Below are 26,373 nucleotides of genomic sequence, written 5' to 3' on the forward strand. Positions count from 1 at the left end.
CAACAAGACTTAAATTGCGATTATTTGCTAATTAACCTTTTATTTATTGCCAATAATTATCATTAATTGAATTTTTATTAAATTTATTACCTTGCATGGCAACATTGCAACGCCATGACATTCAATTTCAACCAGAATTGTCTCATACCAATTGAAGACCAATATAAGACCAGCTAACGTGCCTCCAGGACGTCCACCCCTGAATTCGGCAATCGGACCTGGAGCAATCTCATGCACAAGAAACGCATCTTATTCCTGGCAATCATGGCCGTGCTGTCCGGCCACGCCCTCGCGGCGGAAGAGTCATCCGTCCCCCCCGGCAGCGACGGCCCCGCGCTGAAAGGCACCGCGCAAGCCATTCCGGAAAGCGACGTCTACGACCTGCTGACCAAATCGGAAACCACCTTCAGCGCGCTCTACTACGGACGCGACCGGCAGGAAAAACAACCCAACAACAGCAATGGCGGCGACATCCGCGTCAACGCCTTGAACCTGGGGCTGAACTTCAAGTCCGGCTATGCCTGGAACCGGCTGGGCTTCGACGCCGCCGCGCATAGTTCAATCCGCCTGACCAAGGGCATAGGCTTCTCCGAAGTGCTGTACCACGACTACAACGACATGAGCGATCCGGCGGAAGGCGGCGGCGGCCGGGACAAGAGCGACGCGGTGCTGAGCCAGGCTGCGGTGAAGTTCCGCCAGAACCCGGACGGCCAGGGTTTTTCCGCCCGCGCCGGCTACACCCCGATCAGCATCGGCACCATGGGCACCTCCGGCGGGCTGCAATCCCACGCCTACCGGGGCATGGAGGCCAAGTACAAGATCGGCGACTTCGAAATCGGCTATGGCTGGGCCGATCAGTTCCGCAACGAGTGGGACAATCGCTTCCGCGACATGACCAACTCCTGGGAACAGGGCCGCACCAACGGCAGCGCCGCCAAACGCGTGGACTACGTCAACAGCTTGGGCCTGCGTTACGCGCCGGAAAACGCCTTCATCGACATCGGCTTCGGCGAAGGCAAGGACTATCGCCGCACCTCGCAGATCGCCGGCTCCTACACCTGGAAACTGCAAGGCGGCGACACGCTGACCGGCGTCGCCTATTACTTCCAGGGCAAGGACGAAGCGCCGCTGGGCCTGGCCAATTCCCAGACCGCCTGGCACAGCAGCGCCAGCCTGGCCTACGTCACCGGCGGCCTCACCGTGCAAGGTGGTGTGGGCAAGAGCCGCAACCCGGACGGCGGCGAAGTGAACTTCCGCCTGACGCCGTACGGCAACAGCGACAACCGCAACTTCATCCAGACCTGGGGCCAGGACGACGATTTCGTCTGGGACGGCACCCGGGTGGTCAAACTGGGCGTCAGCTACGACTTCGCCAAGCAAGGCCTGCCTGGCCTCACCCTGGGCGCCAGCGCCAACTACGCCACCGGCCTGAAGAACCCGAACGGCGCGCCGGACAGCAAGGCCCGCGAGATAGACCTGAGCGCCGGCTACACCGTGCAGAACGGCCCGCTCAAGGGCGCCAGCATCGGCGTCTATCCGGCCTGGTACCGTTCCGGCGACTTCTACGGCAAGAAGGACCGCAACGACGTGAAAGTGATCGCCTCCTACAGCAAGACCTTCTGACGCCCATCCACAAGTGGCCGGTCTGCCAGTGCCGGCCGCTTCGCCTATCGGTTCCGATAAGCGAAGCCGAAAAGGAGAAACCGCACGATGAAACTGAAAACCCTGAGCCTGTCGCTGCTGATCGCCGCCGCCCCCCTGTTCGCCCACGCCGCCGACAAGCCGGTGCTGGAAGTGTGGACCATGAGCCTGTCGCCCAAATTCGACGGCTATTTCAAGGAATTGGTCAGCAAGTACAACGCCCAGCACCCGAATGTGGAAGTGAAGTGGACCGACTACCCCTGGGACGTGATCCAGGCCAAATTCACCGCCGCCGTCGGCGCCGGCAAGCCGCCGGCGCTGGTCAACCTGAACGTGCCCTGGGCCTACGACTATCAGCAGGAAGGCCTGATCCAGCCGCTGGACGGCCTGATCGACAAGAACCAGTACGTGGCCGGCGCGCTGAAGGATGTCACCTTCAACGGCAAGGTCTACGCCTTCCCGCACTACAACGGCGCCAATGTCATCGCCTACAACGCCGCGCTGCTGAAGAAGGCCGGCCTGGACCCGAACCAGCCGCCCAAGTCCTTCGACGAAGAGCTGCGATACGCGAAGGCCATCAAGGCCAAGACCGGCGTCGCCGGCTTCGCGCCGACGCTGGGCCCGACCAAGATCGAGGCGCTGCTGATCCAGAACGGCCTGGACGTGGTCAAGGACGGCAAGCCGGCGTTCAACAGCCCGGCCCACGTCGCCTTCGTCAAGAAGCTGGCCGACGCCTACAAGTCCGGCGCGCTGCTGAAAGACAACCTGTTCGCCCAGGACAACTTCCAGGTGGCGATGGCGGCCTACAACAGCGGCCGGCTGGCGATGCTGGAGTCCACGCCCACCACGCTGACCCGCGTCCGCGACGAAGCGCCCAAGGTCTACCGCGACACCCGCGTCGCCGCCGCGCCGCTGGGCCCCACCGGCATCGCCGCCGGCGGCTGGATGTTCAACTTCGCGGTGGCCCGCAACGTGGACAAGGCGCTGCTGCCGGAGATCGGCAAGTTCGGCAACTACCTGACCAACGCCGACAACCAGCTGGCCTTCGCCAAGCTGGCCGGCACGCTGCCCACCGCGCGCAAGGCGGCGCAGGATCCGCACTTCCAGAAAGTGGCCGCCAACGCCGGCCCGGCCGAGCGCGCGGTCGGCATCGCCGCCGCCAATCTGGACAAGACCCGCACCCTGTTCCTGCCGCTGAAGAACGCCGACACGCTGTCGGCCAGGCTGTCCGCCGCGGTGGAAAAAGCGGTGACCGGCCGCCAGGACGCCAAGGCCGCGCTGGACGAGGCCGCCGCCTACTGGAGCGGCAAGCTGTAAAGCCCGGGCCTTTGTCCACGCCCGCCGCCCTCGCCGGCGGCGGGCCGCCTCTCTTCAGACACGGTGGCACTTCATATGCGCAAACCCCGCAAGACCACGCTGCAGGCCTATCTGTTCCTGGCGCCGGCATTGCTGCTGCTGGCCGCGTTCTCGTTCTGGCCGGTGGGCTTCGGCTCCTTTCTCGCCTTCACCCGCTACAACCTGATCGACGCGCCGCAGTGGGTGGGCCTGGACAATTTCCGCGACCTGTTCGGCGACGAGCTGTTCCTGTCGGCGCTGAAGAATTCGGCGCTGTACCTGCTGGTGGTGCCCATCATCCAGCTGTTGGCGATGCTGCTGGCAGTGCTGGTCAACAACAGCCTGCCCGGCATCAAGCTGTTCCGCGCCGCCTACTACCTGCCGGTGGTCACCTCGGTGTCGGTGATCGGCATCATTTGGAACTTCATGTACACCGAGGACGGCGTGCTCAACGCCGCGCTGCGCTGGCTGCACCTGGTCAACGATCCGGTGGGCTGGCTCACCGACGACCACATCGCGCTGTTCGCGGTGATGTTCATCACCGTCTGGCGCGGCATCGGCTGGTATATGGTGCTGTATCTGGCCGGTCTGCAGTCGATACCGGCCGACGTCTACGAGGCGGCGCAGCTGGACGGCGCCGGCCGCTGGCAGCGCTTCTGGCGCATCACCGTGCCGCTGCTGGCCCCCACCATCCTGCTGTGCTCGGTGATGTCGGTGCTGGCGGCAGTGAAGGCCTTCGAGGAAGTGCAGATCCTGACCAAGGGCGGGCCGATGCAGTCCACCTACACCGCGCTCTTTTACGCCTACGAGTTCGGCATCAAGTCGCTGAATTTCGGCCGCGCGCTGGCCGCCAGCCTGGTGATGTCGGCGTTCTGCATCGTGCTGGCCTGGCTGAACTTCCGCTACCTGCAACCGCGAGACCGCTGAGGAGACGCGATGAACCACTCCCACACTCTGCCCGCCCCCTCCGCGCGCGCGGACCGGCTGGCCGCGCGGACCATGCATTACCTGGCGCTGTCGGCGATCGCGCTGATCACCGTCTACCCGTTCTGGTGGACGCTGGTGACGGCGCTGTCCGGCGACGGCGAGGTGTTCGCCTTCCCGCCGCCGCTATTGCCCACCGCGCCGACGCTGGACCATTTCCGCGAGGCGGTGTCCAGCATCGACATCCTGGCCTTCTACCGCAATTCCTTCGCCATCGCCGCGCTGACGGTGGCCGGCACGCTCTTGGTCAGCGCGCTGGCCGCCTACCCGCTGGCGCGCATGAAGTTTCCCGGCCGCCGGCTGGTGTTCGGCGCCATCCTCGCCACCATGATCCTGCCCAGCGAGGTCAACTTCCTGGTCAACTTCATCACCGTGTCCAAGCTGCAGCTGACCGACAGCTACAGCGGCGTGGTGCTGCCGACGCTGGCCGGCGCGGTGGGCATCTTTTTGCTCAAGCAGGCGTTCGAGGCGGTGCCGCAGGATCTGATCGACGCCGCCCGCGTCGACGGCGCGTCGGAGTGGCAGATCTTCTGGCGCATCATGCTGCCGCTGGCGCGGCCGGCGCTGGCGGCGCTGACCATCCTGACCACGGTGTCGGCGTGGAACCAGTACATCTGGCCGTCCATCGTGATGTCCAGCCCGGACAAGTTTCCGCTGTCGGTCGGCGTGCTCTACCTGGCCGGCGCCTTCAGCTTCAAGACGCGGGTGGTGGCGGCCGGCGCGGTGCTGACCGTGCTCCCCATCCTGATCGTATTCCTGTTCACCCAGCGCTATTTCCTGCGCGGATTCGATGGAGCGGTGAAATGACCCTGAGCAAGGAACAACTGGACCAGCTGGCCGGCCGCTGCCTGATGGTGGACGTGGAAGGCCCGGCATTGAGCGAAGAAGAAGCGGCGCGGCTGCAGAGAATGCGCGTGCGCGCCGTCTGCCTGTTCCGCCGCAACGTGCCGGACGCGGCATCAACGCGCCGCCTGGTGGCGGACCTGAAATGCGCGCTGGGCGACGATATCCTGATCGGCATCGACCAGGAGGGCGGCGCGGTGATGCGCACCCGCTTCCTGCCGCAGGCGCCGGCGGCGATGGCGCTGGCCGCCGTCGGCGACGAGGAACTGGCGCGCCAGGTCGGCGGCGCGGTGGCGCGCGGCATCAAGAGCCTGGGCGTCAACTGGAACTTCGCGCCGGTGCTGGACCTGAACAACAATCCGGCCAATCCGGTGATAGGCGAGCGCTCGTTCGGCGCCGATCCGGCGCGCGCCGCCGCCCTGGCCCGCGCCTGGATGGAAGGCCACCTGGCCGAGGGCGTCGCCTGCTGCGCCAAGCATTTTCCCGGCCACGGCGACACCCACACCGACTCCCATCTGGACCTGCCGGTGGTGGACAAGCCGCAGGCCGAGCTCCGCGACTACGAGCTGGCGCCATTCAAGGCGCTGTCCGCCCACGCGCCGGCGCTGATGAGCGCCCACATCCGTTTTCCGGCGCTGGACGCCGAGTGGCCGGCCACGCTGTCGCCGGCCATCCTCACCGGCCTGCTCAGGCAGGAGCTGGGCTTCCAGGGCGTCGCCATCACCGACGCCTTGAACATGCGGGCGATACGCGAGCGCTGGGGCCAGCCGGCCGGCGCGGTGCAGACACTGAAAGCCGGGGCGGATCTCGCGCTGGTGCTGCAATTCGCCGACGAAATGGAAGCCAGCTTCGACGCGCTGCTCGCCGCCTTGCACAGCGGCGACTTGGTCGAAGCGCGCCTAGCCGAAGCCGCCGCGCGGGTGGACGCGCTGATCCGCCGCTATCCCAGCGTTGCCGATTACGACTACGCCGCCGAACAGCGCGCGGCCGACGAGGCGCTGTTCGCCGACGCCTGGACCCGCGCGCTGACCGCCCATGGCGAGGCGCCGACGCTGCCGGCCGGCCAAAGGCTGCGGCTGGTGGTGCAGGACCAGGCGCCGTCCGACGGCGTGTCCGAGGAAGGCCTGGCGGCGGACGCGCTGATCGCCGCGCTGTCCAAACGCCACGCGCTGGAAGTGGTGCGCTTCCAGCACCGCGCCTCTCTCGACTGGTCGACGCTGCCGCAAGACGGCCTGTTCACCGTGCTGGCCTCCACCACCCGCGAGCGCTACGGCCGGCGCGAGCAGGAAAGCTGGAAACCGGACTTGCATCTGGCATTATGGAACCCCTACGCCGCCGCCGACATCGCCGCGCCGGCCTTGATCAGCTACGGCTTCGCCGACGCCGCGCTGGACGCGGCCAGCCGCTGCCTGGCCGGCGAGATCGCCGCCGCCGGCCGGCTGCCGGTGGACCTGGGCCAACCCCATCAGGAGCAATGAGATGTCCCGACTCTCGCTGAAAAACATCCGCAAGGTGTACGACGACGGCAACGCCGTGATCCACGACGTCAGCCTGGACATCCGCGACGGCGAATTCATGGTTTTCGTCGGCCCGTCCGGCTGCGGCAAATCGACGATGATGCGGATGATCGCCGGACTGGAGGACATCAGCGCCGGCGAATTGTGGATAGACGACAAACTCTCCAACGACGTCGAGCCGGCCAAGCGCGGCCTGGCGATGGTGTTCCAGAGCTACGCGCTGTATCCGCACATGACGGTGCGCGACAATATGGCCTTCAGCCTGAAGCTGGCCGGCAAGAGCAAGGCCGAAATCGACGCCGCCGTGCGCCGCGCCGCGCAGACGCTGCAGATCGAGCACCTGCTGGAGCGCAAGCCCAAGGCCCTGTCCGGCGGCCAGCGCCAGCGCGTCGCCATCGGCCGCGCCATCGTCAGGAAGCCCGGCGTGTTCCTGTTCGACGAGCCGCTGTCCAACCTGGACGCCGCGCTCAGGGTGCAGATGCGGATCGAGCTGGCGCGGCTGCACCAGGAACTGGGCAGCACCATGATCTACGTCACCCACGATCAGGTGGAGGCGATGACCATGGGCCACCGCATCGCGGTGTTCAACGCCGGCCGCATCGAACAGGTGGGCACGCCGCTGGAGCTGTACAACCGCCCGGCCAACCGCTTCGTCGCCGGTTTCCTCGGCTCGCCCAAGATGAACTTCATCCCAGCGCGGGCGCTGGATCAGCACGCCGGCGGCGTGGAGCTGGAACTGCCGGGCGCATTCCGCCTGACATTGCCGCTGGCCGACGCCGGCGGCGGCCCGCTGACGCTGGGCGTGCGCGCCGAGCACCTGTACTTCGCCGAATCCGGCCTGCCGGCGACGGTGCAGCTGGTCGAACATCTGGGCGACCAGCAGATCGTCTATCTGCGCCACGAAGGCGAAGGCGAGACCATCGCGATGAAGCTGCCCGGCCACGAGGCCGAGCCGCGTCCCGGCGAGCGCCGCTTCCTGGCGCCGGACCCGCGCCATTGCCAGCTGTTCGGCGGCGACGGGCTGGCCCTGGCGCGGCTGGAAACTGCGGCGCGGCCGGAAACCGAACTGATCGCATGAAACGCGAGGGCGGACCGCCGTCCGCCCTTATCCACAACCAGCCTTAAACCATGAAGTTATTCACAGCTGCGACCCTATCCTTGCCCCGCCCCGCTTACCCACAGGCATCCGCGAATTCCATTCTTATCCACACCCCGCCTCACGCTCCATCAAACTCAGCCGGAAAAACAGAAGCCATTGAAATAATAAGTAAATATTCGTAAGACATCACGAACTGCCCTACAACTAGAACAGAATCGTTCTTGTCGGGAGCTTCACATGGAGCGCCAAACCTCTCTGGCCGGGCAGCTGGCCGCCATCGTCGGCCTGGTGGTCGCCATTCTATTGTGCGCGTCGCTGTTTTCCCTGTACCAGTTATGGGGCGGCATCCGCACTTTCCGCGACCAGGTGGCGGCCGACCAGCAGAGCGTGCGGCAGGTGCTGACCATGCAAGTGGACTTCAAGAAGCAGGTGCAGGAGTGGAAGGACACGCTGCTGCGCGGCCAGGACCCGGCCAAGCTGGCCAAGTACTGGGGCAATTTCGAGAAGAAGGAAAGCCAGGTCCACGACGAGGGCGGCGCGCTGGCGGCGTCGGTATCGGATCCCCAGGCTCAGCAATTGCTGCAGCAATTCGTCGCCGCCCACCAGAAAATGGGCGAAGACTACCGCCGCGGCCTGGAGGCGTTCAAACAGTCAGGCGGCGACGCGAAAGTCGGAGACAAACAGGTGGCCGGCATGGACCGCCCGCCGACCGACCTGCTGACCCAAGCCAGCGACCTGCTGGCCAAGCGCGCCCAGGCCGACGCGGCCGACGCGGAAGCCAGCGCCAACGCCGCGCTGTGGCGGGTAGGCTTCGCCATGGCCATCGGCACCGCGCTGGGGCTGGGCTTCTTCCTGTACTACGTCAACGCCACCATCATCCGGCGCGCCCGCCAGGTGGTCGCCGACCTCACCCGGCTGGCCGACGGCGACTTCACCCGGCCGTTCCAGCCCGGACGAATGGATGAAATCGGCCGCATCGCCGCCTGCAGCGAGAAAGTGCGCATCCATCTGGGCGCGCTGATAGGCGAGCTGATCCAGGCCGCCAGGCAGGTGGGCGACACCAGCCAGGAGCTGGGCCGCTCGGCCCGCGCGCTGGCCAGCGGCGCCGAAACGCAGAACGACGCCATCGCCAGCAATGCCGCCTCTCTGGAACAGATGGCCACCAGCATAGACACCATCGCCGATCAGACCTCGCGCATCAGCGAGGATTCGCACAACAGCGCGCAAAAGACGCGCGAGGGGCTGGAAGAAGTGGCGCGGCTGCGCCGCCAGGCGGAAACCATAGACACGGTGATGGGCCAGGTCGACACCGCCTCGCAGGCCTTCCGCGACAGCACCCAGGCCATCGGCCACCTGACCAGCCAGATCCGCGACATCGCCGAGCAGACCAATCTGCTGGCGCTCAACGCGGCGATCGAGGCGGCGCGCGCCGGCGAGATGGGCCGCGGCTTCGCGGTGGTGGCCGATGAAGTGCGCAAGCTGGCGGAAAACTCGGCCAAGGCGGCCAGCGAGATCAAGCTGGTGACGGAACGGCTGAGCCAGAACGCGCAATCGGTGGGATCGACGGTGCAAAGCGGCCTGGACGCCACCCGGCAAAGCCGCGGCACCATGGAAACGGTGATGTCCAATCTGCAGGCCGCCAACGACAGCGTGCAGGAAGCCAGCGGCGGGGTGGTGCAGATCCGCGACGCCATCGCGGAACAGAAAACCGTGTGCAACAGCATCGCCGGCAGCTTCGAGACGGTGTCGCAGATGGTGGCCGACAATACCCAGGCCGCCGGCGAGCTGCACGGCGCGGTGGTGAGCCTGAACGGGCTGTCCACGCACATGCAGGACATGGTGGGCAAGTTCCGCCTGTGAAGCGGCGCCGCGCGTCCGAAGCCGGGCGCGCGGAACGCGCTGTCAGGCCGAGAAAACCGGATCGGCGGCGTTCAGCCGGAACCGCAGCAGCCGGCCGGCATGCGGCGCCAGCCGCCGCTCCAGCCAGTCCATGCCGGCCTCGCCGGACGGAAAGCCGCCATCCGGCCGCTCGCTGACGAACACCGCGTTGCGGCTGGACTCGGTCAGCTTGAAGCGGTCGGACTCCAGCCAGTTCAGGCAGCGGCACACCACTTCGCGCCCGCCGTTCAGCCACGCCGCCTCGCCCGGCAACGCGCGCTCGGCGTCGGCGCGGCCCAGCGGCAGGAAAGCTTCGTCGCCGCGCGCCAGATCCAGCAGCAGCGTCCCGTCCAGCTTGTCGATGTCCTCGCCGCCGAACGGCGCCAGGCTGAGCAAGGAGGCCTGGTTGTACAGGTCCACCAGCGGCAGGATGCGGCGCAGCTTGCCCTTTTGCGCCGCTTTCGCCAGATACTCCAGCGAACAGCGCGCCTTCTTGTCGCCCGGCAGCGCGCGGTAGATTTCCTTCCAGCGCAGCAGCAGCGCGTCCAGATCGGCCTCATGAGCCGGCAAAGCCAGCTCCGCTTCCGGCAAGCCGCCCGCGTCCAGGTCCAGCGCCAGCAGCCCGCTGACTTCCATTTCCGGCATCCGGCCCAACAGGGCCTCACTCAAGGCAATGCGCATCTTCGCTCCCTTCATCGACATCCGCACCATGCTAGCCAATGCCGCCGAAGCCGTGAAACGAAAGCTTTTAATGAGGCATTAGCGCGCCGGCGCCGGAAACGAAACAGCCCGGCGAACCGGGCTGTATTTGGATCGGGAAAACCGCTCAGGCGCTCAGCGCCTCGCGCGGCGGCCGCGCGCGCGCGGCCAGCCAGGCGTCCACCACCTCGGCGGCGTTGGCCGGCAGATGCAGCTTGAGCTTGGAGCGCCGCCACAGGATGTCCTCGCTGCGGGTCGCCCATTCGGCGTCGGCCAGATAGGCCAGCTCGGCCTCGTACAAGCCCGGCAGCACTTCCTTGCCCAGGCCGGCCAGGCTGTCCGCCTTGCCGATCAGCTTGCCGACGCGGGTGCCGTAGGCGCGCGCCCAGCGCTCGACGAGCGCCTCCGGCAGCCACGGATGGCGCTGGCGCAGGCCTTGCAGGAAGCGGCCGAAATCGGCCTCCGGCATGTCGCCGCCCGGCAGCGGCGCGCCGGCGGTCCAGGTGGCCTGGCCGCAGCCGAGCAGCGGCGCGATCTTGTCCACCGCCTCTTCCGCCAGCTTGCGGAAGGTGGTGATCTTGCCGCCGAACACCGACAGCAGCGGCGCGCCCTTCAGGTCCATCTCCAGCGCGTAGTCGCGGGTGACGCTGGACGCGTTGTCGGACGCGTCGTCCAGCAGCGGGCGCACGCCGGAATAGGTGGACAGCACGTCGGCGGGCGTGATCTGGCTGTGGAAGTAGCGGTTGCTCATCTGGCACAGGTAGTTGATCTCGTCGCCGTCTATCGCCACCTGGGCCGGATCGCCGTGGTATTCGACGTCGGTGGTGCCGATCAGCGTGAAATCCTTCTCGTACGGAATGGCGAAGATGATGCGCTTGTCCGGGTTCTGGAAGATGTAGGCGAACGGGTGGTCGAACAGCTTCTTCACCACGATGTGGCTGCCCTTGACCAGGCGGATGGACTTGCTGGACGGCATTGCCAGCTTGTCCTCTATCAGGCTCTGCACCCAGGGGCCGGCGGCGTTGACCAGCGCGCGGGCTCGGACCTCGAAGCGGCTGCCGTCCTCGCGCTCCAGCGTGGCCAGCCAGTGCTCGCCGTCGCGGCGAGCAGCAACGCAGGCGGTGCGGACATGGATTTTCGCGCCGTGCTCGGCGGCGTCCATCGCGTTCAGCACCACCAGCCGCGCGTCCTGCACCCAGCCGTCGGAATAGACGAAGCCGCGCTTGAACGCGTCCTTCAGCGGCTCGCCGGACGGATGCCTGGCGAAGCTGACGGTTTCCGAGCCCGGCAGCACTTCGCGCTTCGCCAGATGGTCGTACAGGAACAGGCCGGCGCGGATCATCCACTCCGGCCGCTGGTCGCGCGCGTGCGGCATCACGAAGCGCAGCGGCCAGATGATGTGCGGGGCGGCCTTCAACAGCACCTCGCGCTCCTGCAGCGCCTTGCGCACCAGGCCGAACTCGTAATATTCCAGATAGCGCAGGCCGCCGTGGATCAGTTTGGTGCTGGCCGAAGACGTGTGCGAGGCCAGGTCGTCCTTCTCGCACAGCAGCACCGACAGGCCGCGCCCGGCCGCGTCGCGCGCGATGCCCGCGCCGTTGATGCCGCCGCCTATGATTACCAGATCGTAAGTTTCCACCGCATACCTCGCTAAAGTCCGGGCTGGCCCTGCCAGCTTTACTACCCAGAATAATTAATAACGAACCTTAATACAACACAAGATTTTCGTTTTACGTTTTATTTTGCGCGTTTTATGTACGCTAATGGTTTTTTGCGCGGCCGACACCTCGCCGGCCGCGCCCCTCACGCTCAAGCCGAAGCCAGCTTGCCCTGCTTATGGCCATGCCAGGTGGTCAGCGCCAGCAGCACGATGGCGGCGACGCAGGAGCCGATCAGCAGCGCGAAGCCGCCGTCCCAGCCGAAATGGTCGACGGTGTAGCCGACCGCGGCGTTGGCGGCCACCGAGCCGCCCAGATAGCCGAACAGGCCGGTGAAGCCGGCGGCGGTGCCGGCGGCCTTCTTCGGCGCCAGTTCCAGCGCGTGCAGGCCCACCAGCATCACCGGGCCGTAGATCAGGAAGCCGATGGCGATCAGCGCCAGCATGTCCACGGTGGGGTTGCCGGCCGGGTTCAGCCAGTAGACGACGGTGGCCAGGGTCACCAGCGCCATGAAGAACACGCCGGTGGCGCCGCGGTTGCCGCGGAACAGCTTGTCCGACATCCAGCCGCACAGCAGCGTGCCGGGAATGCCGGCCCATTCGTACAGGAAGTAGGCCCACGACGACTTGTCGACCGAGAAGTGCTTGACCTCCTTCAGATAGGTCGGCGCCCAGTCCAGCACGCCGTAGCGCAGCAGGTAGATGAAGACGTTGGCCAGCGCGATGTACCACAGCAGCTTGTTGGGCAGGATGTACTTGCGGAAGATCTCGCGCGCGGTCAGCTCCTGTTCGTGCGTGTCGCTGTAGTCTTCCGGATAGTCGTTCCGGTAGGCCTCCACCGGCGGCAGGCCGCAAGACTGCGGCGTGTCGCGCATGGTCAGCCAGGCGAAGACGGCGACGCCGATCGCGGCGGCGGCCGGCACGTAGAAGGCGGCGCGCCAGTCGTTGAACCAGCCCATGCCCAGGATGAACAGCGGGCCGATCAGGCCGCCGCCGACGTTGTGCGCGCAGTTCCAGATCGACACCACGCCGCCGCGCTCCTTCTGCGACCACCAGTGCACCATGGTGCGGCCGCAGGCCGGCCAGCCCATGCCCTGGAACCAGCCGTTGAGGAACAGCAGCACGAACATGATGCCGATGCTGGACGTGGCCCACGGCGCGAAGCCCATCAACAGGAACACGGCGGCAGACAGCACCAAGCCGGCGGACAGGAACACGCGCGGGTTGGAGCGGTCGGACACCGCGCCCATCAGGAACTTGGACAGGCCGTAGGCGATGGCGACGCCGGACATCGCGAAGCCCAGGTCGCCGCGCGAGAAGCCCTGCTCCACCAGGTAGGGCATCGCCAGCGAGAAATTCTTGCGGACCAGGTAGTAGCCGGCATAGCCGATGAAGATGCCGAGAAAGATCTGCCAGCGCAGCCGGCGATAGAGGCCGTGCTGCTGCGCGTCGGGCAGCGGAGGAAGGTGTGGCGCGGGTTTGAACAGACTGATCATGGAACTTCTTTCCGAGTTGAGGTGCGGACAACAGCCATCCACCATCCCGGGCGAAACCATAAGGCGTCGCCCAAGGGGCGGATCGCTCCGGCGGGCCGCGCGCTCTGTCGGCGGCGGTCCCGCTTGGGCCAGTCTTGCGCTGGCTTATGAAAACGCCGCCGTGCGGACACGGCGGCGTCGAAACAACTAGAACATCAAAGCGGCAGCGTGAAAGCCAGCGCCGCCAGCGCGCCGCCGATCAGCGAACCGACCACCGGCACCCAGGCGTAGCCCCAGTCGCTGTCGCGCTTGCCGGGAATCGGCAGGATGGCATGCATGATGCGCGGCGCCAGATCGCGCGCCGGGCTCATCGCGTAGCCGGTGGTGCCGCCCAGCGACACGCCGATGCCCAATACCAGCAACGCCACCGGCAGCGCGTCGATCGCGCCCAGCGACATCTTGGGGGCCACCATCGACAGGATGGCGAACACCAGCACGAAGGTGGCGACGATCTCGGACACCAGATTGCCCGGCAGGCTGCGGATGGCCGGGCCGGTGCAGAAAGTGGCCAGCTTGGTGTCGGCGCAGTCGGTGGTTTCGTAGTGCTTGCGGTAGATCAGCCACATCAGGCCGGCGCCGGCCATGCCGCCCAGCATCTGCGCGGCGATATAGCCCGGCACCTTGTCCCACGGGAACTTGCCGGCCACCGCCAGCGCCACCGAAACCGCCGGATTCAGGTGCGCGCCGCTGATCGCCGCCACGCTGAACACGCCGACGAACACTGCCATCGCCCAGCCGAAAGCCACCACGATCAAGCCGCTGTTGTGGCCCTTGGTGTTCTTCAGCAGCACGTTGGCCACCACGCCGTTGCCCAGCAGCACCAGCAAGGCGGTGCCGATGAATTCGCCCATCAAAGGATTCATGATTGTCTCTTTCCAACTTTATCTTGAGTTGCCCGCCGCTTGGCGCGGCGGGTCATGCCGTCATCGCTCGGGCACGGCCGGCAGCGGGTTGCGCCGGCCCGCGCGCCGTCAGTCCTGATCGTCGGCCCACACCTTGGCGGCGTTGACCGCGCGCTGCCAGCCCTTGACGTTGGCGGCCACTTCGCCGGCCGGCATCGCTGGCTGGAAGCGGCGGTCCAGCTGCCACTGGCCCTGGATGTCGTCCACGCTCTTCCAGTAGCCGACGGCGAGGCCGGCCAGATAAGCGGCGCCCAGCGCGGTGGTTTCGGTGATCTTGGGACGCACCACGTTCACGGCCAGGATGTCGGACTGGAACTGCATCAGCAGTTCATTGACGGTGGCGCCGCCATCGACGCGCAGCTCGGCGATGCTCATGCCGGCGTCGGCTTCCATCGCCTTCAGCACGTCGCGGGTCTGGTAAGCGATGCTGTCCAGCGCGGCGCGGGCGATGTGGGCGGCCTTGGTGCCCAGGGTGGCGCCGACGATGGTGCCGCGGGCGCTGGCGTTCCAGTGCGGCGCGCCCAGGCCGGCGAAGGCCGGCACCAGGTAGACGCCGTCGCTGTCCTTCACTTCCTGGGCCAGCGGGCCGACGTCGGCCGAGTGGCGGATGATGCCCAGGCCGTCGCGCAGCCATTTCACCACCGCGCCGCCGATGAAGATCGAGCCTTCCAGCGCGTACTGCACCTTGCCGTCCACTTTCCAGGCGATGGTGGTCAACAGATTGTTCTTGGATTCGATCGGCTTGTCGCCGGTGTTCAGCATCATGAAGCAGCCGGTGCCGTAGGTGTTCTTCACCATGCCCGGCGTGGTGCACTGCTGGCCGAACAGCGCCGCTTGCTGGTCGCCGGCCACGCCGGCGATCGGGATTTCGCGGCCCAGATGGGCGGCGTGGGTGTGGCCGTACACTTCGCTGGAGCTCTTCACTTCCGGCAGCATCGAGGCCGGGATGCCCATGATGTCCAGCAGCTCGGCGTCCCATTCCAGGGTGTGGATGTTGTACAGCATGGTGCGCGAGGCGTTGGACACGTCGGTCACGTGCACCTTGCCGTGGGTGAAGTTCCAGATCAGCCAGCTGTCGACGGTGCCGAAGGCCAGCTTGCCGTCGCGGGCGCGGTCGCGCGCGCCGGGCACATTGTCCAGAATCCACTTGATCTTGCTGCCGGAGAAATAGGCGTCCACCAGCAGGCCGGTTTTGGAGCGGATCAGCTCGGAGAGGCCGCGCGACTTCAGCTCGTCGCAGAACTCGGCGGTGCGGCGGTCCTGCCAAACGATGGCGTTGTACACCGGCTGGCCGGTTTCGCGGTCCCAGACGATGGTGGTTTCGCGCTGGTTGGTGATGCCGATGGCGGCGATGCTGCGGCCGTCGATGCCGGCCTTGGCCACCGCTTCCGCGGCCACGCCCACCTGGCCGCCCCAGATTTCCTGCGGATCGTGCTCGACCCAGCCCGGCTGCGGATAGATCTGGCGGAATTCCTTCTGCGCCAGCGACACGATGTCGCCGCCGCGGTTGAATAGGATGGCGCGGGAACTGGTGGTGCCCTGGTCCAGGGCCAGCACGTACTGATCGGTCATGACTTTCTCCTGTTTGCCGGTAAGGCGGCATGGTGGACATGCCTGGGTATCGACGTTGCGCGAATGTTTGTTTTTTTGCTTATGACGTTCGTTTTATTTGCGGACAATTCTAGGCCCGAACAGAACCTTGTCAATCTTCCGGTAAAAAAAAATACATTTTCCGCGCTGCAACCAGAGATCGCCATCAGCTCGATAAGAAATAAATCCTTTAATATCAATACATTGAAAGATGTAGCTACGCGCTACATTTTCACCCGAGACGACTTCCCCGCCCCCGCTCCGGAAAAACGGCGCGCCATGCCGGCCCGCGCGGCGAGAAAAGACGAGGCCTCAGGACAAATGGATGGTAAAACCGCCTATTTCGCACTGCAACAAGCATTTGCATGCGCTACAGCCGTCTGCTTGAAAACGAAAAAATAAGAAAATAACCGAAAATAAAAAGCGGGCGCTTCGATCAGACCATCGTCGCAAAACGTTGTTTCGCCAACAAACGGCCGCAAACACGTAATCCTGCCGCTACAACGCAGATATGGCAGCATGAACGGCAAGGCCGGCGCCGGTTCCGCACCAGCCGCGCGGCGCGAAACGCCGGGCATTCGACCCAGCGCAAGAAAGCGAAAACGGCGATATGGCATCATCGCCGCAACCGGATACGCGACGCGGCGCCCCGTCCGGCAACCGCCCGCCGCAAGAATTACGCAATGGTTCCAAGCTACTCGGCCGCATGGGCCGCAAAGGACTGTCATGCTTCGCAACACCAAAATACTCGCCACGCTCGGCCCCTCGTCCAGCACTCCGGAAAAAATCCTGGAACTGGCCCGCTCCGGGGTCAACATCTTCAGGCTCAATATGAGCCACGGCAGCCATGACGACCATCGCGCCCGCCTGGCGGCCATCCGCGCCGCGGAGAAAGCGCTGGACCGCCCGATCGGCGTGTTGGTGGACCTGCAAGGCCCCAAGCTGCGCATCGGCAAGTTTCCGCAGCCGGCCACGGTGAAAACCGGCGACCGCTACGAATTCACGCTGGATGAAACCGATGGCGGCGCCGAGCGCGCCACCCTGCCGCATCCGGAGGCGTTCGAGGCGCTGGAGCCCGGCCACCGCATCCTGGTCAACGACGGCAAGCTGGCGTTCGAGGTGACGGAAATACATCCGCGCCGCATCGTCACCCGCGTCGCCGTCGGCGGCGAGCTGTCCAGCAACAAGGGCTTCAACCTGCCCAACACCGTGTTGCCGCTGTCGGCCATCACCGACAAAGACCGCAAGGACGCCGAGTTCGCGCTGGAAGAGGGCGCCGACTGGGTGGCGATGTCCTTCGTCCAGACCGCGGCCGACGTCAAGGAACTGCGCGGCATCATCGGCAAACGCGCCGGCATCGTCGCCAAGATCGAGAAGCCGTCCGCGGTGGATGATCTGGAAGCCATCGCCACGCTGGCCGACGGCGTGATGGTGGCGCGCGGCGACCTGGGTGTGGAGCTGCCGCCGGAAGACGTGCCGGTGGCGCAGCGCCGCATCGTCCACCACTGCCGCCACCTGGGCCGCCCGGTAATCGTCGCCACCCAGATGCTGGAATCGATGATCACCGCGCCGACCCCGACCCGCGCCGAGGCCAACGACGTGGCCACCGCCGTCTACGAAGGCGCGGACGCGGTGATGCTGTCGGCCGAGACCGCCGCCGGCCAGTATCCGCTGGAAGCGGTGCAGATCATGGACCGCATCATCCGCCGCGTGGAAAACGCCCCCGACTACCGCAAGGTGATGGCGCTGGACTACAGCGCCGCCGACGAGCCGGACCGCACCGACGCCATCGCCGCCTGCGTGCGCAAGGTCAGCACCCTGCTGCCGGTCACCGTGGCCGTCGCCTTCACCACCAGCGGCGCCAGCTGTCTGTCGCTGGCGCGCGAACGCCCGTCCACCCCCATCCTGGGCATCTCGCCCAAGCTGGAAACCGCGCGCCGGCTGACGCTGGTGTGGGGCGTGGTGGCCTACCACGGACCGGACGCCGAAAACCTGGAAGACATGGTAGTGAAAACCACCTTCTGCGCGACCAAGCTCAGCCTGGCCGAGCAGGGCAAGCCGATGGTGATCATCGCCGGCGTGCCCTTCGGCACCCCCGGCTCCACCAATCTCTTGCGCATCGTCTATCCGTAAGACTCGGCCGGCATGGCAGCGACAACGGAACCCTCGGGTTCCGTTTTTTCTTGCCCGTCCGCCGCAGGTACTATGCTGCAACAGTGACCACCTCCAAGAGCCTGTCCCGATGCGGCCGACGTTTTTCCGCAAGGCGCTCGCGTCGCTGCTGTTGCTGGCGGCCAGCCTCGCCAGCCGCGCCGGCGAGCCGCCCGGCCTGATCGTCGATTTCGACGCCAGCAACCCGCCGTTGATGTACGCCGGCAAGCAGGGCGCGGCCGGGCTCTATCCCTTGCTGGTCGCCAAGGCCTGCGAACGCGCCGGCATCGCCGTCACCCTGCGCGCCGTCTCCTGGCGCATGGCGCTGCAGGAATTGCGCAACGGCAACGCCGCCGCCGGCGGCATCATCAAGACCGCCAGCCGGGAAAAACTGTTCGACTTCAGCCAGCCGCTGTTCACCGAACGGGTGGTGATGGCGTATCCCCGCGCCGGCGGCCAAGCCTACCGCCGGCTGGAGGATCTGAACGGCAAACGGGTAGGCGTGATGGCCGGCTGGAGCTACGGCGACGCGTTCGACCAGGCGCGCAAGGACGGCAAGTTCGCCGCCTTCGACGGCGACAGCGACCAGCAAAACCTGCAGCAACTGAAAATGAACCGGCTGGACGTGGTGCTGGGCATACGCGAACCGCTGCAGCTGGCGCTGCGGGAAGGCGGCTACCATGGCTTCGCGCTGTCGGCAGAAGCGCTGGCGGCCAACCACTCCCACCTCGCCATCAACAAGCATTCGCAGCAGCAGGCGCTGCTGACCCGCTTCGACCTGGCGCTGGAGGACATGCGCAAGGACGGCAGCTACGACAGGCTGGTGCGGGACTTCCTCAGCGCCCGCCGAGGAGACTGATCGCGCGCTCAGGCGCCGCGGATCTGGGCCAGCGCGCCGTAAAGGTCGGCGCAGCTCCAGTGCTCGGCATACTTGCCGTCGCGCACCACCACAATGTCCATCGCGGAAATCGCGATACGCTTGCCGCTGGCGGCCTGGCCGAAGAAAGCGCCGGTGTGGGTGGCTTCTATGGTCTTGCGCGTCACCACCTTGCCGTTTTCCTCGATCTGCTCGTGGATGTGCACGCGGATGTCGGACAAGGCCGGGTGCAGCATGCCGGTGAAGAAGCCGGCGAAACCATCCGGCCCCGAGGGGACGCCGGGCGGGGCCGAGTGATTGACGAAATCGGCCGCCACCAATTCGGCGAATGCCCCCATGTCGCGGTTTTCTATCACCTCGCGGTTAAAGCGTTGAATCACTGCCTTGCTGCTGTCCATGAAATCGCCCTGTGAGTGGGCGCCGGCACTCGTCCGGCGTCCGGGTTGAATCGCCGGCCGTCCGGCAATGACGTTGAATTAAACGACAAGCGCCATTTCATTTCAATAACATAAAAAAGACAGTATCCAAACCATTCGGCATCGTTCCTGTCACGCCTCAGCCATCTGCGCGGCCCCTGCTCCGGAAAGGTCAAAAACTGTAGCTGCTGACTTCCACCAGATTGCCGTCAGGATCGTTGAAATACACCGAGGTGATGGGGCCCATCGCGCCGCTGCGGGTGATCGGCCCCTCGACGATGGCCACGCCCTCTCGCTTCAGGTGCTCGATCACTTCGGGCAAAGGAATGGCGGCGATCAGACACAGGTCGCCGGAGCCGATCGCCGCATGATTGCGGGTCTCCTGGCCCAATGACTGCAGATTGATCTTCTGGTTGCCGAAACGCAGCGCGCGGCGGCCGTTGCCGAAGGTCACCGCCTCCAGCTTCAACGCGCGCTGATAAAACGCCGCCGCCGCCTCGATGTCGCGCACGGTCAGGACGATATGGTCGATATGGCTGATCATGGCCATTGCTCCGGGTGGAAAACGGACTGTCCACCCTGCCACAAGCGCGCCGGCTTGTCATGCCTTCGGCATTACACGGAGACGGTCGCCGCTGGTATAGTCGTTTTTCCCGTCGCTTCCCGGTTCGGCCATGACTCTCCACCTGTCGCTGCAACACGCCCGCCACCTGCAACTGGCCGCCCAGGGCCTGCTCGCCGCGCCGCGCCGCAAGGCGGCCAAGGCCGACGCGCTGGCCGCCATCCGCCGCATGGCGTTGCTGCAGATCGACACCATCAGCGTGGTCGCCCGCAGCCCCTACCTGGTGCTGTACAGCCGCATCGGCGCCTACGACCCGGCCTGGCTGGACCAGTTGCTGGCCGAGGGCGCGCTGTTCGAATACTGGGCGCACGAGGCCTGCTTCGTGCCGACGGAAGACTACCGGCTGCTGCGCCACCGGATGCTGAACGCCGAAAGCATGGGCTGGAAGTGCTCGCCGCGCTGGCTGGCGCAGCACCGCGCCGACATCGACGCCATCGTCGAACATGTCCGACGCAACGGCCCGGCGCGCTCGGCCGATTTCGAACGCAAGGACGGCAAGGGCGGCGGCTGGTGGGACTGGAAGCCGGAGAAGCGCCACCTGGAGGTGCTGTTCACCCAGGGCCGGCTGATGGTGAAAGAGCGGCGCGGGTTCCAGCGCGTCTACGACTTGGCCGAGCGGGTATTGCCCGGCTGGGACGACGCGCGCGACCTGCCGTCGCCGGAAGACGCGCGGCTGGACATGGTGCGCAACAGCTGCCGCGCGCTGGGCGTGGTCAAGGCCGGCTGGGCGGCCGACTACTACCGGCTGAAGCGCGCGCCCTACGGCGAGCTGCTGCACGCGCTGGCCGACAACGGCGAGCTGATCCCGGTGAAGGTGGAAGGCTGGAGCCACGACGCCTTCGTCCACGCCAGCCTGGCCGCCGAGCTGGAACAGGCCGCCGCCGGCAAGCTGAACAGCGGCAACACCGCCATCCTGTCGCCGTTCGATCCGCTGGTGTGGGACCGCAAACGCGCGCTGGAGCTGTTCGATTTCGATTACAAGATCGAGTGCTACACGCCGGCGCCCAAGCGGCGCTACGGCTATTTCACCCTGCCCATCCTCAACCGCGGCAAGCTGGTGGGCCGGCTGGACGCCAAGGCCCACCGCAAGGAAGGCGTGTTCGAGGTCAAGTCGCTGCATCTGGAGCCGGCCGTCCGCGTCAGCCAGCGGCTGGCCGACGACCTGTCCGCCGCGCTCTGCCGGATGGCCGCCTGGCACGGCGCGCCGCGGTTGGCCATCGGCCAGGCGCCGGGGGACCTGGCGGCGCGCATCCTGGCCTGAAAGCCTGTTCAATGCCCGCTGCGCGTCGGCGAGGCTTCGGAACAGGTTGCTAGCGCCTATTGCGCGTTGGCATACCAGCCGCTGATGCCGGGCTGGCGTTCCTCCCACAGCGCCACTTCGCTGAACTGGAGATCGGGCTGGATATCCGTGTAATTGGGAATGTCGCCCATGATGCGCGCCGCCACCGGCCCGAAGGCCTGCTGGAAAGCCTCCACCGACTCGCACAGCAGCAAGGCCTGCGCCACATAGCCCGGCGCGCTGCCTGCCTCGGTGCCGGACAGGCCGCGGTCCACCCGCACGCCTTTCAAGGCGGCGCCCAATAATTGCTGCACCATCGGCATGTGCTGCCGCAGGTAATAATCGAAATCGAAACGCGCGCCGGCGCGCTGGGGATAGATGACGCTGACGGTGATCATCCGGAACTCCGTGGCGGTAAAGGGGAGACCCCAACTTAAACCCAAACGCCCGCATTGCCAATGTCATTCCGGCCTGGCTGTCAGACAAAATGGAACTTGCGCCGCCTTATCCCGCTCTTTAACAGGATCTTTCACCGCTTAGGACAAAACCATGCGTATCGTGATGCTCGCAGCCGGCAGCGCGCTGCTGCTCGCCGGCTGCAACCAGCAACAAACCACCCAGCTGCAACAGGCCGCGTCGGCCGCCATCGGCAGCGTGCACCAGGGCGTGGACAACGCCAGCGCGCCGCTCGGCCAATTGAAGGACCAAGCCAGCGCCGCGATCGGCGCGGCCAAGCTGGCCGCCTCCGCCGCCGCCCAGAATCCGGAAGTGCAGCAGCAGGTGGACAAGCTGAAGGAGCAGGCGTCGGCGCTCAAGGGCGCCATCCTGCCGAAGAAGGAATAGCGTTAACGAGATTTTGATGTCCGGCCGCCGTTTATTTAGATTCAATTTAGACACGCCGACCTAGCATGAGCCTGCATCCACCACACAGGAGAAGGTCCATGCAAACCCTGGCCGACATCTGCCGCGGCAGCGACATCCTGCTGGACGTCGACATATCGGATAAACGCCAGCTGTTCGAATACGCCGCCCGCCAGTTGGGCCAGCGCCACGCGCTGAACGCGCCGGCGCTGCAAGCCGCGCTGCAGCAACGTGAGGAAACCGGCAGCACGGCGCTGGGCCACGGCCTGGCGCTGCCGCACGCGCGCATCGCCGGCCTGGCCGACGTGCGCGCGCTGTTCCTCGGCCTGAAGCGCGGACTGGATTTCGACGCCCTGGACGGAGAGCCGGTGCACAGCCTGCTGGTCTTGCTGCTGCCGCGCGACACCCGCGCCCCCCATCTGCAACTGTTGGCGGAGATCGCCCGCGTCTTCGGCGAGCGCCCATTCCGCGCCGAACTGGCCGCCTGCCGCCTCCCAGGCCAAGTCGACAGCCTGTTCCAGCGCTGGTCCGACCCCGAACCCAGCAACGATCCGCATTTCATGCTGGACAGCAACCGCTATTTCCTCGACGCCGAAGCCAGCCTGCGGCCCGATTACAGCGTGCGCCGCAAGGTGACCGCCCGCTTCTGACCGTGACAGCGGAAAAACGCCTTTGCTAGGATGAGACGATGGCTCCATCTTTACGCAACAGGCCCGCATGTCCAATTCCCTGCTGATCATGGTTTCGCTGGCGGTCGCCAGCATCGGTCTCATCACCTGGCAGCACAGCGTGCGCTCCGACCTCATCCGGGCGCGGCGCCGCTGGCTGCAGGCCTCGCTGCTGCTGGCCGCCGGCATGCTGGTGGAAGGCTATGTCGAGCCCGGCAAAGGCGAGATGCTGCGGCTGGCGCTGGGCAGCGGCATGAGCAACGCCGGCATCGCGCTGCAGCTGACCATCATCGCCCGCGTCACCGGACTGAAGCCGCCCAACTGGCTGTGGCTGGCCGTCGGCCTGGTTTCCACGCTGGACAAGCTGTTGCCCTACCGGCCGCTGATGCTGGTGCTGGAAAGCGCCGAGATTCCGCTGCTCTACCTGGCCGCGGCCTGGTTGTACCAGCGCGCCGAGCGGCTGGTCAGCCGCAACCGCTTCAGCCCCACCGCGCTGCTGTTCCTGCTGGGCGCGCTGCTGTTCGTCTGGCGAGACGCCAGCGATTTCTACCTCCGGCTGCAAACCTCCACCGCGCCTGACAGCCTGGACCAGCTGCACCAGCTGGCGCTGGCGTTCGCCGCCGCCGCCCAAGTGTGCGGCGCGGTGGGTTTTCTCAACATCGTGCTGCAGCGCCAGCACAACCGGCTGGAGGACGCGGCCAACTTCGATCCGCTGACCGGCGCCGGCAACCGCCGCGCGCTGCAATACTGGCTGCGCACGCTGGAGGCGTCGGTGGAGCGCGTCTGCGTGGTGATGCTGGACATCGACCATTTCAAGTCGGTCAACGACCGCTACGGCCATCCGGCCGGCGACGCGGTGCTGCAGGTGCTGGCCGCCGTGCTGCGGGGCGGCATCCGCGACAACGACATGCTGATCCGCTACGGCGGCGAGGAGTTCTGCCTGCTGATGCCGGACGCGGACATCGAGGACGGGATGCTGGCGACGGAGCGGCTGCTGCAGGCCTTCCGCCAACTGGCGCCGCTGCCCAAACAACCTGAATTGCGCTGCGCGTTCTCCGCCGGCGTGCATGAATGGCATTGCCGGCAGCAGGACTTCGCCGATGCCCAGCAGAAGGCCGACCAGGCGCTGTACCTGGCCAAGCAGTCTGGGCGCGGCCAGGTGCGGCGGCTCTAGCGGCCGACGACGGGCTGCTCCTCGCCGGCTTTTTCGCCGGCCTGGTCCGCAGCCTTGCTCGGCCCGGCGGCCAGATCCATCCGGTGGCGCTGCTTCATCTCGTACATGCGCTGGTCGGCCTTGCCCAGCAGCTCTTCCGGCAGCACGAAATCGTCAGGTCCGGTTTCAGAACAACCCGCGCTCAGGGTGAGGCCGGGCAGGACCTTGGCCAGCTCATCGCTCAGGCGGGCGAGAAAAACTTCCTCCGCCTGCTTGCGGTCGCAATTGGGCAGCACGATGCAGAACTCGTCGCCGCCGTAGCGGAAGCAGCCGTCCTCGAGGCGGGTGATGCGGCCGATGATTTCTCCCAGCATGCGCAACACCTCATCGCCGCGCTGGTGGCCTTCTCCGTCGTTGAGCAGCTTGAAATCGTCGACGTCCAGATACACCAACGCCACTTTTTCATGGCGCCGCTGCGCGCTGCGCAGCACCCGCGTCAGCGTCTCGTCCAGATAGCGGCGGTTGAGCAGGCCGGTCAGGGGATCGGTGCGCGATAGCTCCTCCAGCTGGCGGGTGCGCGTCGCCACCTTTTCCTCCAGCGTTCGCGCGTACTGCTCGGACTTGTTGCGCGAGGTTTCGATCTCCGCCACCAGGCTGCGGATATAGGTTTCGAACACCAGCGCCACGTCGAACATCATCAGCTTGTCCAGGGCCAGCAGCGTATGCAGCCGCACCTCGGACTCCGGTATCAGCTCGGTCAGCTTTTCCGCCAGCAGAAATTTCAGCGAATCCACCGCCGCCAGGTACAGCTTGGGTTCGACGCCGATGCGCTTGTGCACCAGGCCGATGCGCAGGCGGATGTTGACGTATTCCAGATCGTAGATGCCGCTGAACAGATCCACCACGTAGCGGCGCTGCGCCGCGCGCAGCCGCTGCAGGGTGTCGGCATCGCCGATCAGCAGCGCGATCTCCGGCGTGCTGGTCTGCAGCTCGTAGAAACGCGTCACCAGTTCTTCCAGATGCGACTCCACCAGGTTGCCGGCGGCGCGCAGCAGCATTTCGTCGCGCGGCTCCAGAGCGAACAGATGTTTGCGCTGCTCGATTTCGAACTCGGTGATGCGCAGCTGTTCCAGCAGGGTCTGATCGGTTTGTTTCATCCCGTTCCCCAGGACGACGGTATCCCCTTAAAGCTATATGCCGGTATGCCGCTATTCAATCCTGATAACTACCTTTTCCACGGCGAAACTGGCCATCTGTCCATGCAGGGCTCGCGCCAGCCGGCCGCGCCGCCGCATCGAAGCCCGGCTCGACAACGACGAGCGCGCCTGGGTCGACGTCGCCGCGGATTGAGGCAGGCGGCAAAAAGCGCGCGGCGACTCAGCGTCGCTGACAAAACCTCCCAGAGAACTTGAGCCAAGGCGCGCCGACGCAGGCGGTACTACAAGGAGGCGCAACGCAGGATCAGGGTTTTTGTTCGCGGGTCTTATCCACAAGCCGCCGCGCGCCTCCCTGTTTATCCACAACCGTCAGCCCTCGCCCTGCTGCAGCAGCACCGCCAGTTCGTCCGCCGCCTCGCTCCACTCGGCGTCGCACTCCAAAGCCTGGCGCAAGAAGGCGGCCTGGGCCGGCGTCCAGAACGGCGCCTCGGCCAGGGCGACGCGCGGCGGCAGCGGGTGGCTGGAGATGAAAGCCCGGATGGCGGCGGGCTCGTCCGGCAAGCCCAGCTGGCGAAACAGGCCGGGCAACAAATGATTGCTGGTGTCCATCCTCGACTCCCTAAACGGGTTCCATCCCCTCATGCTAGACCGCCGCCGCCGCCTCTGTTCCGCAACGAACGCCAAACCGGCCCCATCGGCCGGTTATCCGCGCTCACAAGCCCAGCCTGGCGCGAATCTCCGCCGTCCAGTCGACCGCCTCCCAACCCGGCTCCATCCTCAGGCTCAGGCAATAATCGCCGCCGCCGGCGATCTCCACCCACGCATGGACGATCCCGCGTCCATCGGGAACCAGGGTCAGCCGGATCTCGCTCCAGTTCCAGCCGGCGTCGCGCGGCCTCAGCCTGAATGCCTGATGACAGCCCAGCGGACCGGGGATGCCGGCCGCCATCCCCGCGCCCGCCAACTCCCAGCCCAGGCGGGAAAAAGCCTGCAACAGGGCATCCATGCGCGGCGGCGGCAGCACCTGCAGCCGGTCGCTGTCGCCGGCGTCCCGCGCCTGGCCCAAGGCCAGATCGGTATGGACCCACACCAGCGGCTCGCCGCCCAGGGCCGGGTGGCAATTGACCGGCGTCGCCTCCGGCAACGGCAGCAGAAACGGCAAGCGCCATTCGCAGCCGGCCGGAATCCGGCACGGGCCGCTGACCGGCAGGCTGGCCAGCAACAGGGTTTCCCCGCCCCGCTCGCCTGCGGCTTCGGCCAGCAGCAGCAGTTCTATTTTGGCGATGCGCTGGTCGACCGTTCCGCCGCAGACCCTCACCTCTCCGCGCAGCGTTTCGCCGGATTTCAGGCGCGGATTCGACAGACGGGTGGCCACGGTGGCGCCGCCCGTCTCCGCGGCGGCAAAAAACGATTTCAGCATGTATGGGCGATCCAAATGAAAAACGGGCCGGCTAATCAGCCGGCCCGCAGACATTTTATGCCTTTAAAATCGCAAAAAATACCAAAACA

General features: G+C 66.1%; 25 protein-coding genes. 14 read left to right on the plus strand and 11 right to left on the minus strand.

Features of this window, described 5'->3' with window-relative positions:
- The first annotated feature begins 231 nt into the window (after positions 1-231).
- From ACX17K_RS14415 to ACX17K_RS14445, 7 genes are all read left to right on the plus strand, one after another.
- Positions 232-1,623, plus strand: a complete 1,392-nt coding sequence (locus ACX17K_RS14415) for an OprD family outer membrane porin (protein WP_493775340.1) — start codon at positions 232-234, stop codon at positions 1,621-1,623.
- Between the two features lie 87 nt (positions 1,624-1,710).
- Positions 1,711-2,958 (plus strand): ABC transporter substrate-binding protein, encoded by a 1,248-nt coding sequence (locus tag ACX17K_RS14420; protein ID WP_493775341.1) that lies wholly within the window; start codon positions 1,711-1,713, stop codon positions 2,956-2,958.
- A 75-nt stretch (positions 2,959-3,033) separates the two neighbouring features.
- Positions 3,034-3,903: a carbohydrate ABC transporter permease gene (locus ACX17K_RS14425; RefSeq protein WP_493775342.1), complete on the plus strand. Its 870-nt coding sequence runs from the start codon at positions 3,034-3,036 to the stop codon at positions 3,901-3,903.
- A 9-nt stretch (positions 3,904-3,912) separates the two neighbouring features.
- Positions 3,913-4,767 carry a carbohydrate ABC transporter permease gene (locus ACX17K_RS14430; protein WP_493775343.1) on the plus strand — a complete coding sequence of 285 codons (855 nt, stop codon included), beginning with the start codon at positions 3,913-3,915 and terminating at the stop codon, positions 4,765-4,767.
- Entirely contained in the window at positions 4,764-6,281 is a 1,518-nt protein-coding gene (nagZ, locus tag ACX17K_RS14435; RefSeq protein ID WP_493775344.1) for a beta-N-acetylhexosaminidase, read from the plus strand. The genes ACX17K_RS14430 and nagZ overlap by 4 nt, the downstream gene beginning before the upstream one ends.
- Before the next feature lies 1 nt (position 6,282).
- Positions 6,283-7,398 carry an ABC transporter ATP-binding protein gene (locus ACX17K_RS14440; RefSeq protein ID WP_493775345.1) on the plus strand — a complete coding sequence of 372 codons (1,116 nt, stop codon included), beginning with the start codon at positions 6,283-6,285 and terminating at the stop codon, positions 7,396-7,398.
- A gap of 258 nt (positions 7,399-7,656) precedes the next feature.
- Positions 7,657-9,279, plus strand: a complete 1,623-nt coding sequence (locus ACX17K_RS14445; protein ID WP_493775346.1) for a methyl-accepting chemotaxis protein — start codon at positions 7,657-7,659, stop codon at positions 9,277-9,279.
- Positions 9,280-9,321: 42 nt separating this feature from the next.
- On the opposite strand, the gene ACX17K_RS14450 is transcribed toward ACX17K_RS14445, so the two are convergent.
- The 5 genes from ACX17K_RS14450 to glpK all read right to left on the minus strand — a co-directional run bounded on the left by ACX17K_RS14450 (position 9,322) and on the right by glpK (position 15,662).
- Positions 9,322-9,978, minus strand: a complete 657-nt coding sequence (locus ACX17K_RS14450; protein WP_343480660.1) for a B3/B4 domain-containing protein — start codon at positions 9,976-9,978, stop codon at positions 9,322-9,324.
- 145 nt (positions 9,979-10,123) lie between these two features.
- Positions 10,124-11,635, minus strand: coding sequence for a glycerol-3-phosphate dehydrogenase (gene glpD, locus ACX17K_RS14455; protein ID WP_493775347.1), 1,512 nt, complete (start codon positions 11,633-11,635; stop codon positions 10,124-10,126).
- Positions 11,636-11,805: 170 nt separating this feature from the next.
- The gene (glpT, locus tag ACX17K_RS14460) at positions 11,806-13,149 is read right to left on the minus strand and encodes a glycerol-3-phosphate transporter (protein WP_343480664.1); all 1,344 of its coding nucleotides are present in this window, start codon (positions 13,147-13,149) and stop codon (positions 11,806-11,808) included.
- Between the two features lie 194 nt (positions 13,150-13,343).
- Entirely contained in the window at positions 13,344-14,051 is a 708-nt protein-coding gene (locus tag ACX17K_RS14465; protein ID WP_231150338.1) for an MIP/aquaporin family protein, read from the minus strand.
- A 108-nt stretch (positions 14,052-14,159) separates the two neighbouring features.
- The gene (gene glpK / locus ACX17K_RS14470; RefSeq protein ID WP_493775348.1) at positions 14,160-15,662 is read right to left on the minus strand and encodes a glycerol kinase GlpK; all 1,503 of its coding nucleotides are present in this window, start codon (positions 15,660-15,662) and stop codon (positions 14,160-14,162) included.
- Between the two features lie 63 nt (positions 15,663-15,725).
- Here glpK and ACX17K_RS14475 point away from each other — a divergent pair, with 63 nt between their 5' ends.
- The 3 genes from ACX17K_RS14475 to ACX17K_RS14485 all read left to right on the plus strand — a co-directional run bounded on the left by ACX17K_RS14475 (position 15,726) and on the right by ACX17K_RS14485 (position 18,690).
- Entirely contained in the window at positions 15,726-16,082 is a 357-nt protein-coding gene (locus ACX17K_RS14475; protein ID WP_493775349.1) for a hypothetical protein, read from the plus strand.
- A gap of 324 nt (positions 16,083-16,406) precedes the next feature.
- Complete coding sequence (pyk, locus tag ACX17K_RS14480; RefSeq protein ID WP_493775350.1) at positions 16,407-17,813, plus strand: pyruvate kinase; 1,407 nt, start codon at positions 16,407-16,409, stop codon at positions 17,811-17,813.
- 109 nt (positions 17,814-17,922) lie between these two features.
- On the plus strand, positions 17,923-18,690 hold the full coding sequence (locus ACX17K_RS14485; protein ID WP_493775351.1) for a substrate-binding periplasmic protein: 768 nt from the start codon (positions 17,923-17,925) through the stop codon (positions 18,688-18,690).
- 8 nt (positions 18,691-18,698) lie between these two features.
- Here ACX17K_RS14485 and ACX17K_RS14490 read toward each other — a convergent pair whose 3' ends face one another.
- Both ACX17K_RS14490 and ACX17K_RS14495 read right to left on the minus strand, forming a co-directional pair.
- Positions 18,699-19,106, minus strand: a complete 408-nt coding sequence (locus ACX17K_RS14490; RefSeq protein ID WP_493775352.1) for an ester cyclase — start codon at positions 19,104-19,106, stop codon at positions 18,699-18,701.
- A gap of 190 nt (positions 19,107-19,296) precedes the next feature.
- A complete protein-coding gene (locus ACX17K_RS14495) occupies positions 19,297-19,668 on the minus strand; it encodes a VOC family protein (RefSeq protein ID WP_343480667.1) in 372 nt (123 codons plus the stop codon).
- A gap of 130 nt (positions 19,669-19,798) precedes the next feature.
- On the opposite strand from ACX17K_RS14495, the gene ACX17K_RS14500 reads away from it, so the two are divergent.
- Complete coding sequence (locus tag ACX17K_RS14500; RefSeq protein WP_493775353.1) at positions 19,799-21,007, plus strand: winged helix-turn-helix domain-containing protein; 1,209 nt, start codon at positions 19,799-19,801, stop codon at positions 21,005-21,007.
- A gap of 56 nt (positions 21,008-21,063) precedes the next feature.
- Here the strand turns inward: ACX17K_RS14500 and ACX17K_RS14505 are convergent, their stop codons facing one another.
- Complete coding sequence (locus tag ACX17K_RS14505) at positions 21,064-21,423, minus strand: EthD family reductase (protein ID WP_493775354.1); 360 nt, start codon at positions 21,421-21,423, stop codon at positions 21,064-21,066.
- A gap of 151 nt (positions 21,424-21,574) precedes the next feature.
- On the opposite strand from ACX17K_RS14505, the gene ACX17K_RS14510 reads away from it, so the two are divergent.
- From ACX17K_RS14510 to ACX17K_RS14520, 3 genes are all read left to right on the plus strand, one after another.
- Positions 21,575-21,868: a hypothetical protein gene (locus tag ACX17K_RS14510; protein WP_493775355.1), complete on the plus strand. Its 294-nt coding sequence runs from the start codon at positions 21,575-21,577 to the stop codon at positions 21,866-21,868.
- A 98-nt stretch (positions 21,869-21,966) separates the two neighbouring features.
- Entirely contained in the window at positions 21,967-22,536 is a 570-nt protein-coding gene (locus tag ACX17K_RS14515) for a PTS sugar transporter subunit IIA (RefSeq protein ID WP_493775356.1), read from the plus strand.
- A 67-nt stretch (positions 22,537-22,603) separates the two neighbouring features.
- Positions 22,604-23,728: a GGDEF domain-containing protein gene (locus ACX17K_RS14520; RefSeq protein WP_493775357.1), complete on the plus strand. Its 1,125-nt coding sequence runs from the start codon at positions 22,604-22,606 to the stop codon at positions 23,726-23,728.
- Here the strand turns inward: ACX17K_RS14520 and ACX17K_RS14525 are convergent.
- The 3 genes from ACX17K_RS14525 to ACX17K_RS14535 all read right to left on the minus strand — a co-directional run bounded on the left by ACX17K_RS14525 (position 23,725) and on the right by ACX17K_RS14535 (position 26,284).
- Positions 23,725-24,864 carry a GGDEF domain-containing protein gene (locus ACX17K_RS14525; protein ID WP_493775358.1) on the minus strand — a complete coding sequence of 380 codons (1,140 nt, stop codon included), beginning with the start codon at positions 24,862-24,864 and terminating at the stop codon, positions 23,725-23,727. The genes ACX17K_RS14520 and ACX17K_RS14525 overlap by 4 nt on opposite strands.
- A 369-nt stretch (positions 24,865-25,233) precedes the next feature.
- Positions 25,234-25,473, minus strand: a complete 240-nt coding sequence (locus tag ACX17K_RS14530; RefSeq protein ID WP_493775359.1) for a DUF2789 domain-containing protein — start codon at positions 25,471-25,473, stop codon at positions 25,234-25,236.
- Positions 25,474-25,576: 103 nt separating this feature from the next.
- A complete protein-coding gene (locus ACX17K_RS14535) occupies positions 25,577-26,284 on the minus strand; it encodes a sporulation protein (protein WP_493775360.1) in 708 nt (235 codons plus the stop codon).
- Positions 26,285-26,373 lie beyond the last annotated feature (89 nt).

This window comes from Chromobacterium sp. INPA-IVC (assembly GCF_059047085.1).

Coding starts and splice junctions, on each gene's coding strand:
- ACX17K_RS14475 (WP_493775349.1), top strand. CDS start 15,726: ATGTTTGTTTTTTTGCTTATGACGTTCGTTTTATTTGCGGACAATTCT.
- ACX17K_RS14445 (WP_493775346.1), top strand. CDS start 7,657: ATGGAGCGCCAAACCTCTCTGGCCGGGCAGCTGGCCGCCATCGTCGGC.
- ACX17K_RS14530 (WP_493775359.1), bottom strand. CDS start 25,473: ATGGACACCAGCAATCATTTGTTGCCCGGCCTGTTTCGCCAGCTGGGC.
- ACX17K_RS14520 (WP_493775357.1), top strand. CDS start 22,604: ATGTCCAATTCCCTGCTGATCATGGTTTCGCTGGCGGTCGCCAGCATC.
- ACX17K_RS14510 (WP_493775355.1), top strand. CDS start 21,575: ATGCGTATCGTGATGCTCGCAGCCGGCAGCGCGCTGCTGCTCGCCGGC.
- ACX17K_RS14495 (WP_343480667.1), bottom strand. CDS start 19,668: ATGATCAGCCATATCGACCATATCGTCCTGACCGTGCGCGACATCGAG.
- ACX17K_RS14515 (WP_493775356.1), top strand. CDS start 21,967: ATGCAAACCCTGGCCGACATCTGCCGCGGCAGCGACATCCTGCTGGAC.
- ACX17K_RS14440 (WP_493775345.1), top strand. CDS start 6,283: ATGTCCCGACTCTCGCTGAAAAACATCCGCAAGGTGTACGACGACGGC.
- glpT (WP_343480664.1), bottom strand. CDS start 13,149: ATGATCAGTCTGTTCAAACCCGCGCCACACCTTCCTCCGCTGCCCGAC.
- nagZ (WP_493775344.1), top strand. CDS start 4,764: ATGACCCTGAGCAAGGAACAACTGGACCAGCTGGCCGGCCGCTGCCTG.
- pyk (WP_493775350.1), top strand. CDS start 16,407: ATGCTTCGCAACACCAAAATACTCGCCACGCTCGGCCCCTCGTCCAGC.
- ACX17K_RS14415 (WP_493775340.1), top strand. CDS start 232: ATGCACAAGAAACGCATCTTATTCCTGGCAATCATGGCCGTGCTGTCC.
- ACX17K_RS14490 (WP_493775352.1), bottom strand. CDS start 19,106: ATGGACAGCAGCAAGGCAGTGATTCAACGCTTTAACCGCGAGGTGATA.
- ACX17K_RS14535 (WP_493775360.1), bottom strand. CDS start 26,284: ATGCTGAAATCGTTTTTTGCCGCCGCGGAGACGGGCGGCGCCACCGTG.
- ACX17K_RS14450 (WP_343480660.1), bottom strand. CDS start 9,978: ATGCGCATTGCCTTGAGTGAGGCCCTGTTGGGCCGGATGCCGGAAATG.
- glpK (WP_493775348.1), bottom strand. CDS start 15,662: ATGACCGATCAGTACGTGCTGGCCCTGGACCAGGGCACCACCAGTTCC.
- ACX17K_RS14485 (WP_493775351.1), top strand. CDS start 17,923: ATGCGGCCGACGTTTTTCCGCAAGGCGCTCGCGTCGCTGCTGTTGCTG.
- ACX17K_RS14500 (WP_493775353.1), top strand. CDS start 19,799: ATGACTCTCCACCTGTCGCTGCAACACGCCCGCCACCTGCAACTGGCC.
- ACX17K_RS14505 (WP_493775354.1), bottom strand. CDS start 21,423: ATGATCACCGTCAGCGTCATCTATCCCCAGCGCGCCGGCGCGCGTTTC.
- ACX17K_RS14430 (WP_493775343.1), top strand. CDS start 3,913: ATGAACCACTCCCACACTCTGCCCGCCCCCTCCGCGCGCGCGGACCGG.
- ACX17K_RS14525 (WP_493775358.1), bottom strand. CDS start 24,864: ATGAAACAAACCGATCAGACCCTGCTGGAACAGCTGCGCATCACCGAG.
- ACX17K_RS14425 (WP_493775342.1), top strand. CDS start 3,034: ATGCGCAAACCCCGCAAGACCACGCTGCAGGCCTATCTGTTCCTGGCG.
- ACX17K_RS14465 (WP_231150338.1), bottom strand. CDS start 14,051: ATGAATCCTTTGATGGGCGAATTCATCGGCACCGCCTTGCTGGTGCTG.
- ACX17K_RS14420 (WP_493775341.1), top strand. CDS start 1,711: ATGAAACTGAAAACCCTGAGCCTGTCGCTGCTGATCGCCGCCGCCCCC.